The organism is Rhodococcus sp. IEGM 1379 (genome assembly GCF_030056815.1).
Classification (GTDB): domain Bacteria; phylum Actinomycetota; class Actinomycetes; order Mycobacteriales; family Mycobacteriaceae; genus Rhodococcus_F.
Window position 1 is genome coordinate 1 of sequence record NZ_JASHKR010000138.1, and the last position, 6,623, is coordinate 6,623.

A 6,623-nucleotide genomic window follows, 5' to 3' on the forward strand; every position below is an offset into this window, starting at 1 on the left:
AGAACGTCTGGTACCCGCCGAGCGGGACTGGAACGAACGAGAGGAATCCGGTGACTTCCTTCGGGATCACTAATGGACCTGTGCCTGCGCGATTGACAGTTGGAATTGTCTCGGCAGGTCGGGTCGGAACTGCTGTAGGTGCCGCGCTGGAGCGTGCCGGACATATTGTCGGCGCTTGTTCCGCTGTGTCCGCAGCTTCAGTTGCACGGGCAGCAAAGCGTCTTCCCGAGTCCGAAATCCTTCCGGCCGCCGATGTTGCTGCACGCTCTGAACTGCTGATCCTTGCTGTTCCGGACGATCAGTTGGCGGACTTGGTCAAGGGCCTGGCAGCGACGCAATCGGTAAAGCCCGGCACCCTTGTTGCGCATACTTCCGGGGCCAACGGCATCGCCATTTTGGCGCCGCTGACGGAACTGGGCGCCCTGCCGCTGGCTATTCATCCGGCGATGACGTTCACAGGCCACGACGAGGACACCGCACGGTTGTCGTCGGCATGTTTCGGAATCACGGCCGCAGACGACATCGGATATGCGATCGCGCAGTCACTCGTTCTGGAAATCGGTGGCGAGCCGGTGCGGGTTCGCGAAGAGAACCGCGCGCTCTATCACGCTGCGCTGGCACACGGCAGTAATCACCTGGTCACGCTGGTGGTGGATGCCGTCGAGGCTCTGCGCGCGTCGTTGGAGGGTGACGAGCTGCTCGGTCAGCAACTGATCGACGGTGATCCGGGTGGCGTTGCCGAACGAGTTTTGCAACCCCTGCTTTCCGCCGCTTTGGACAACGCGCTGCGACGCGGCCCTTCGGCTCTGACCGGGCCGGTGGCTCGCGGTGATGCCGAGGCCGTTGCGACACATTTACGAGTACTGACGGATCTCGACCCGGAGCTTGCAGCCGGATATCGGGCGATGTCTTTGCGATCGGCCCAGCGGGTGGGCGCCCCCACCACATTGTTCGACATCTTGACCGAAACAGGAGGTGACCGTCGTGAGTGATTTGCAGGGCGGATACAAGCGCGGCGAACTGACAGTGCACCACGATGCGGACAAGCTTCGGCGGGTCTCGCGGGCACTGCGTGGCGTCGGACGCCAGGTGGCATTGGTGCCGACGATGGGTGCGCTTCATGCCGGGCACATCGAGCTGGTTCGTCAGGCAAAGCTCACGGGTGCCGTTGTGATCGTGTCCATCTTCGTCAATCCGTTGCAGTTCGGTGCGGGCGAGGATCTGGACGCGTACCCGCGCACTCTTGACGCGGATCTGGAACTGCTTCGCGCCGAGGGCGTCGAGTTGGTGTTCGCGCCGACCGCGAAGACGATGTACCCGCGCGGCCAGCGCAGCACGATCCTGCCGGGACCGTTGGGCAGCGAACTCGAAGGCGGTGCACGTCCGACGCACTTTGCGGGCATGTTGACGGTGGTGGCGAAGCTGCTGCAGATCGCTGCTCCCAATCACGCGTACTTCGGTGAGAAGGATTACCAGCAGCTGACGCTGATCCGTCAGATGGTGTGGGATCTCAACTTTGATGTGCAGATCATCGGGGTTCCGACGGTCCGTGAGTTCGACGGTTTGGCTTTGTCCTCGCGTAACCGCTACCTCGACGAGGGGCAGCGCACTGCTGCTGTTGCATTGTCGGCGGCTTTGATCGCCGGCGCACATGCCGCAGCGGGCGGAGCCGAAGGAATTCTCGAGACCGCACGTGCTGTGCTGGCTGCGGTTCCCGAGATCGAGGTGGATTACCTCGAGGTTCGCGGCGTTGATCTCGGACCAGCTCCGGACCGCGGCGACGGCCGGTTGTTGGTGGCCGCCAAGCTCGGTACGACGCGTCTGATCGACAACGTGGGTGTTGCTGTGGGAACGGGATTCCTCGAGCGCGACACCGATCCGTCCGCTGACGCTGTAGACGACCTGCTCGCTCACTGATCGCTTTTTACGAGAAGAGGCCCGGAAATGTTTCGCACAATGATGAAGTCGAAGATCCACCGCGCCACGGTGACGCATGCCGACCTGCATTACGTCGGCTCGGTCACCGTCGATCAGGATCTGATGGATGCTGCTGATCTGCTCGAAGGTGAGCAGGTGTGCATCGTCGACATCGACAACGGCGCGCGACTCGAGACTTATGTCATTGCGGGCGAGCGTGGCACGGGTGTCATCGGAATTAATGGTGCGGCAGCGCATTTGGTCAAGCCTGGCGATCTGGTCATCCTCATTGCGTACGGCGTGATGAACGAGCAGGAAGTCAAGGAGTATCAGCCGCGCGTGGTGTTCGTCGACGCTGACAACAAGCAGATCGAACTCGGTTCCGATCCGGCACATGCGCCGGAAGGCTCCGGTTTGATCACGCCGCGCATGCTGTCGACTTTGGATGCTTCGCGCGAATCCAGTCTGGTGTAGCGGTGCTGCTCACGGTCGATGTGCGGAACACCAACATCGTTCTGGGTCTGTTCTCCGGGGTCGGTGAGTATTCGAAGCTGGTGCAGGACTGGCGAATGCGTACCGACCCGCGGATGACGGCTGACGAGTTGGCGTTGACGTTCCGTGGGTTGCTGGGTCAGCACGTCGATCAAATCACCGGAGTTGCTGCGCTGTCGACTGTTCCGTCGGTGCTGCGCGAGATTCGGGTGATGCTCGAACGCTACTGGGGTCATGTTCCGCACGTGGTGGTCGAGCCCGGGGTTCGTACCGGGGTGCCGCTCCTGGTGGACAACCCCAAAGAGGTCGGTGCCGACCGGATAGTGAACAGCCTTGCTGCGCACTATCTTTACGAGAGTGCGTGCATCGTCGTAGATTTCGGTACCTCGACGTGTATCGACGTCGTTTCGGCCAAGGGTGAGTTCCTCGGCGGCTGTATCGCGCCCGGGCTCGAGATCTCGACCGATGCCTTGGCGTCGCAGTCTGCCGCGCTGCGCAAGGTCGAGTTGGTCCGTCCGCGTTCAGTGGTCGGAAAGAACACGGTGGAGTGCATGCAGTCCGGGGCCGTGTTCGGGTTTGCCGGCCTGGTCGACGGTTTGGTGCGCCGCGTCCGTGAGGAGTTGCCGGAGTTCAGTGGTCCTGACGTGGCCGTCATAGCTACCGGAGACAGTGCGCCGCTGATCATTCCGGAATCGTCCACCATTGAACATCTCGAACGTGATCTCACCCTGGAAGGGCTGAGGTTGGTGTTCGAGCGCAATCAGGCGCGTCGTGGATCGGGTCGTCGGCCGGTCGAGTGACGAAGAAATTTTTGTTCTACCTGTTTCGCGATTGCAGAAGTTGTGCCACAATAGTCAACGTGAATCGCTGCATGAGTGCTCAGGAGTGTTGTCGAGGCTGACCGCTGCCTTGACCAATTCACATCTCCTTGGAGCTAGCTCGTGCTATCCACATATTCTGCAGATCTCTCTGTTTTAGTCCCTACTCTTGCATCTGACGGCGGCGTTTCCGCAGGTCGCAGTGGTAATCGTGGCTCTTCCGGACGGCGTCGCACCGGGGCTTCGTTGCCTACGCGGTTGCGTACCGCTGACCTCCTTCGCCTCACTGACGAGGGCGCCAACGGTGTTCTCGACGGACGTTTCGACCACCTCATTCCCGAAGCGTTTTCCACCACGGAGCGGTGGGCGACTCGCCTGCATGCCGACGACGACGTCGATGTCTGGCTCATCAGTTGGGTGCCGGAACGCAACACCGAATTGCATGACCATGCAGGATCTTTCGGTGCACTTACGGTGCTCAGTGGTTCACTCACCGAATATCGTTGGGCTGGTGAAGAATTGCTGGATCGTCAACTCGACGCCGGCGATCAGGCGGCCTTTCAACTCGGGTGGGTGCACGACGTCGTACGGACGCCCGAGGCATCCAGTGAGCCAATCGAAATCAGTGCTGATTCACCAACTTTGAGTGTTCATGCCTACTCCCCGCCGTTGACGGCAATGTCCTTCTACGAAGTGACGGATCACCGCACACTTCGCCGCACCCGCACCGAGCTGACCGACCAGCCCGAAGGAGCCTGAAAATGACTATCGACCAGATGCTTGACGACGCCCGCACTCAGATCGATCGCATGTACATTTTCCAGCTCACTGAGGCTTTCCATCGCGGGGCGATCTTTGTCGATATCCGCCCGCAGGCTCAGCGCGCCATTGAAGGAACCCTTCCCGGCGCCCTCGCCATCGAGCGCAACGTCCTCGAATGGCGTCTCGATCCGAGCAGCAGCGCGCACCTCGCCTTGGCTACCGACCACGACGTCGAGTGGGTCATCGTCTGCTCCGAGGGCTACACCTCGAGCCTGGCAGCTGCATCGTTGCAGCAACTCGGCCTGCGTAACGCTACCGATCTGGTGGGCGGGTACAAGGCCATCAAGGCTGCCGGGCTACTCGGTGCTCTCAGCGGTGTGCGTCATTGCACCCGTGAGTTGGCGGCGGTCGCGGCTCACTAGTCGCGCTTCGCGGAATGATCTCGGACTCATGCCGTGATGGCGGGTGAATGCCGTCGTCAGCGCGAAGGGACTCGAGTAGCCCACTTCTCGCGCGATGGACGACACCGTTCGGCTCGGGTCGGCGAGTAGATCCGCGGCAACGGAGAGTCGCCATTGCGTCAGATACCCAAGTGGTCCGATGCCTAATTGTGCGGTGAATCGGCGCGCGAACGCGGCACGGGAACAGCCGGTTTGATGGGCCAAGCTTTCGACGGTCCACCGGCGTTCCGGTCGGTTGTGCATGAGCCGCAAGGCATGACCGATGACGGGATCTTCGTACGCTTTGATCCACCGTGGAGCGCGATCCGGATGCTCGGTGAACCACGTTCGGACCGTTGAAATCAGAACCAAGTCGAGGAGACGATCAAGCAAGACTTCCTGTCCTGGTCCGTCGGCTGATATCTGTTGCCCCAGAAGCGTGGTCATCGACTCGGTTTCGGTGCTTGGTCGCACTACTGCGATCGCGGTCAAACTGTCGAGAATCTGCCGACTGACGTAGCTGTCCAAACGGTATGTGCCCGTGAGTATGACGGTCTGGCCGTTCCTCGAGTTACCCCAGGTGCGAATGCCGAGTATCGACATATCCTCGAGTGGTGAACCGTCGACCGCTGTGCAGTTCTGCAGTTCGTCGATGATTGCGTGAATCGGGGTGTCGGGATGGTCTGCGATTGTGTACGGGTCCGGGCCGCGGAGTAGCGCAATCGGCGGTAGTGATCGGTGGTATCGCAAAACCGGTAAGCGAGTTGCACGGAGGTTGGCCGCGGCGGGAGTGGAAACCCGAGTCACGTCCAGAACATCCGGGACGGTTTTCGACTGGAATGACCGCGGTACTTGGCGCTGCTGTGACCGGCGTCGACGCTGCCTATGTGACATACGCGCCCGGTCTGGCGGTGCCCGAATCGAGTGTCCATGTCCAAGAATTCGCTGACGTTGCGCAACGTAGTGGTGTTCTCCTGTCGGGCCGGGGTGAACCGGCCGCGCAGAAAGCTGAGCAGACTTCAATGCCGCGGCGCCGCGCAGTGCGCTGATGCTGCCGTTGATCGGATCGGCGTTCGCCGCGATCATCGCCGGGATCTGGGCGTCGATATCGAGACCGGAAGGCTGGGTTCTCGCCCTCGTCGGATGCGTCGGCGTTCTCGCTGCGTATGCCGTGACCGTGTCTACCACGTCCCTCGCAACGACGCCTTTGCATCAGTGGGGACTGCCGACGAAGCATCCTGGACTGCTTACGCGGCCGGCTGGACGATGTGGAATCACGTTCGCGTCGGCCTGTACCTGGTGTCGGGAATCGTGCTCGCCGTCTCAGCAGTACTACCAGCGATACGAACGGTGGACGCGGCCCAGTAGTCTTGTACCCCGTGAGTGATGTAGAAGCGCAGCCAGTCGACGACACCCCCGAGCAGCTCCGGATCCGACGCGAAAAGCGTGAGCGAATCCTGGCGCAAGGGCAGGAGGCGTACCCGGTCTCCGTGGATCGCACCCACACCTTGGCGCAGATCCGCGCCGAGTACCCCGAACTCGAGCCTGACACCGCTACCGGCGTGATTGTCGGCGTCGTCGGCCGCGTCATCTTCATGCGCAACACCGGCAAGCTGTGCTTCGCCACCCTGCAGGAGGGCGACGGTACCCAGCTGCAGGCCATGATCAGCCTCGCCGGCGTCGGCGAAGACGCATTGGCTGCCTGGAAGTCCGACGTCGACCTCGGCGACTTCGTCTTCATTCACGGCGAGGTCATCAGCTCCCGCCGCGGTGAGCTCAGTGTGATGGCCGACGCGTGGCAGATCGCCTCCAAGGCGCTGCGTCCGCTGCCGGTCGCGCACAAGGAGATGAGCGAAGAGTCTCGCGTGCGTCAGCGCTACGCGGATCTGATCGTCCGCCCGGAGGCTCGCGACAATGCACGTAAGCGCGTCGCGGTAGTCCGTGCGCTGCGCAACGCACTCGAGGATCGGGGGTTCCTCGAGGTCGAGACCCCGATGCTGCAGACGCTGCACGGCGGTGCTGCGGCGCGTCCGTTCGTCACACATTCCAATGCACTCGATATCGACCTGTACCTGCGTATCGCGCCGGAACTGTTCCTCAAGCGTTGTGTTGTCGGCGGCATCGAGAAGGTCTTCGAGATCAACCGCAACTTCCGCAACGAGGGCGTCGACTCCACTCACTCGCCCGAGTTCGC

The 6,623-nt window shown here is 61.8% G+C and carries 8 protein-coding genes; 7 read left to right on the forward strand and 1 reads right to left on the reverse strand.

Going from position 1 to position 6,623, the window contains the following annotated elements; translation table 11 throughout:
• Nucleotides 1-50: 50 nt before the first annotated feature.
• The 6 genes from QM600_RS28455 (at nt 51) to QM600_RS28480 (ending at nt 4,411) form a co-directional block, all read left to right on the forward strand.
• Entirely contained in the window at nt 51-992 is a 942-nt protein-coding gene (locus tag QM600_RS28455) for a Rossmann-like and DUF2520 domain-containing protein (RefSeq protein ID WP_283265101.1), read from the forward strand.
• A complete protein-coding gene (gene panC, locus QM600_RS28460; RefSeq protein ID WP_283265096.1) occupies nt 985-1,917 on the forward strand; it encodes a pantoate--beta-alanine ligase in 933 nt (310 codons plus the stop codon). Before QM600_RS28455 ends, panC begins: the two co-directional genes overlap by 8 nt.
• Nucleotides 1,918-1,944: 27 nt before the next feature.
• Nucleotides 1,945-2,391: an aspartate 1-decarboxylase gene (panD, locus tag QM600_RS28465; RefSeq protein ID WP_094270995.1), complete on the forward strand. Its 447-nt coding sequence runs from the start codon at nt 1,945-1,947 to the stop codon at nt 2,389-2,391.
• 2 nt (nt 2,392-2,393) lie between these two features.
• On the forward strand, nt 2,394-3,209 hold the full coding sequence (locus QM600_RS28470; RefSeq protein WP_283265097.1) for a type III pantothenate kinase: 816 nt from the start codon (nt 2,394-2,396) through the stop codon (nt 3,207-3,209).
• A gap of 264 nt (nt 3,210-3,473) precedes the next feature.
• Complete coding sequence (locus QM600_RS28475) at nt 3,474-3,986, forward strand: cysteine dioxygenase (RefSeq protein WP_283265098.1); 513 nt, start codon at nt 3,474-3,476, stop codon at nt 3,984-3,986.
• A gap of 2 nt (nt 3,987-3,988) precedes the next feature.
• Nucleotides 3,989-4,411, forward strand: a complete 423-nt coding sequence (locus QM600_RS28480; RefSeq protein WP_169633813.1) for a rhodanese-like domain-containing protein — start codon at nt 3,989-3,991, stop codon at nt 4,409-4,411.
• On the opposite strand, the gene QM600_RS28485 is transcribed toward QM600_RS28480, so the two are convergent.
• The gene (locus QM600_RS28485; RefSeq protein WP_283265099.1) at nt 4,346-5,617 is read right to left on the reverse strand and encodes an AraC family transcriptional regulator; all 1,272 of its coding nucleotides are present in this window, start codon (nt 5,615-5,617) and stop codon (nt 4,346-4,348) included. The two genes, QM600_RS28480 and QM600_RS28485, sit on opposite strands and share 66 nt — an antisense overlap.
• 191 nt (nt 5,618-5,808) lie before the next feature.
• Between QM600_RS28485 and QM600_RS28490 the strand changes: the two genes are divergently transcribed.
• Nucleotides 5,809-6,623: amino acid--tRNA ligase-related protein (locus QM600_RS28490; protein ID WP_283265100.1), on the forward strand; the 815-nt coding region annotated here is incomplete at its 3' end.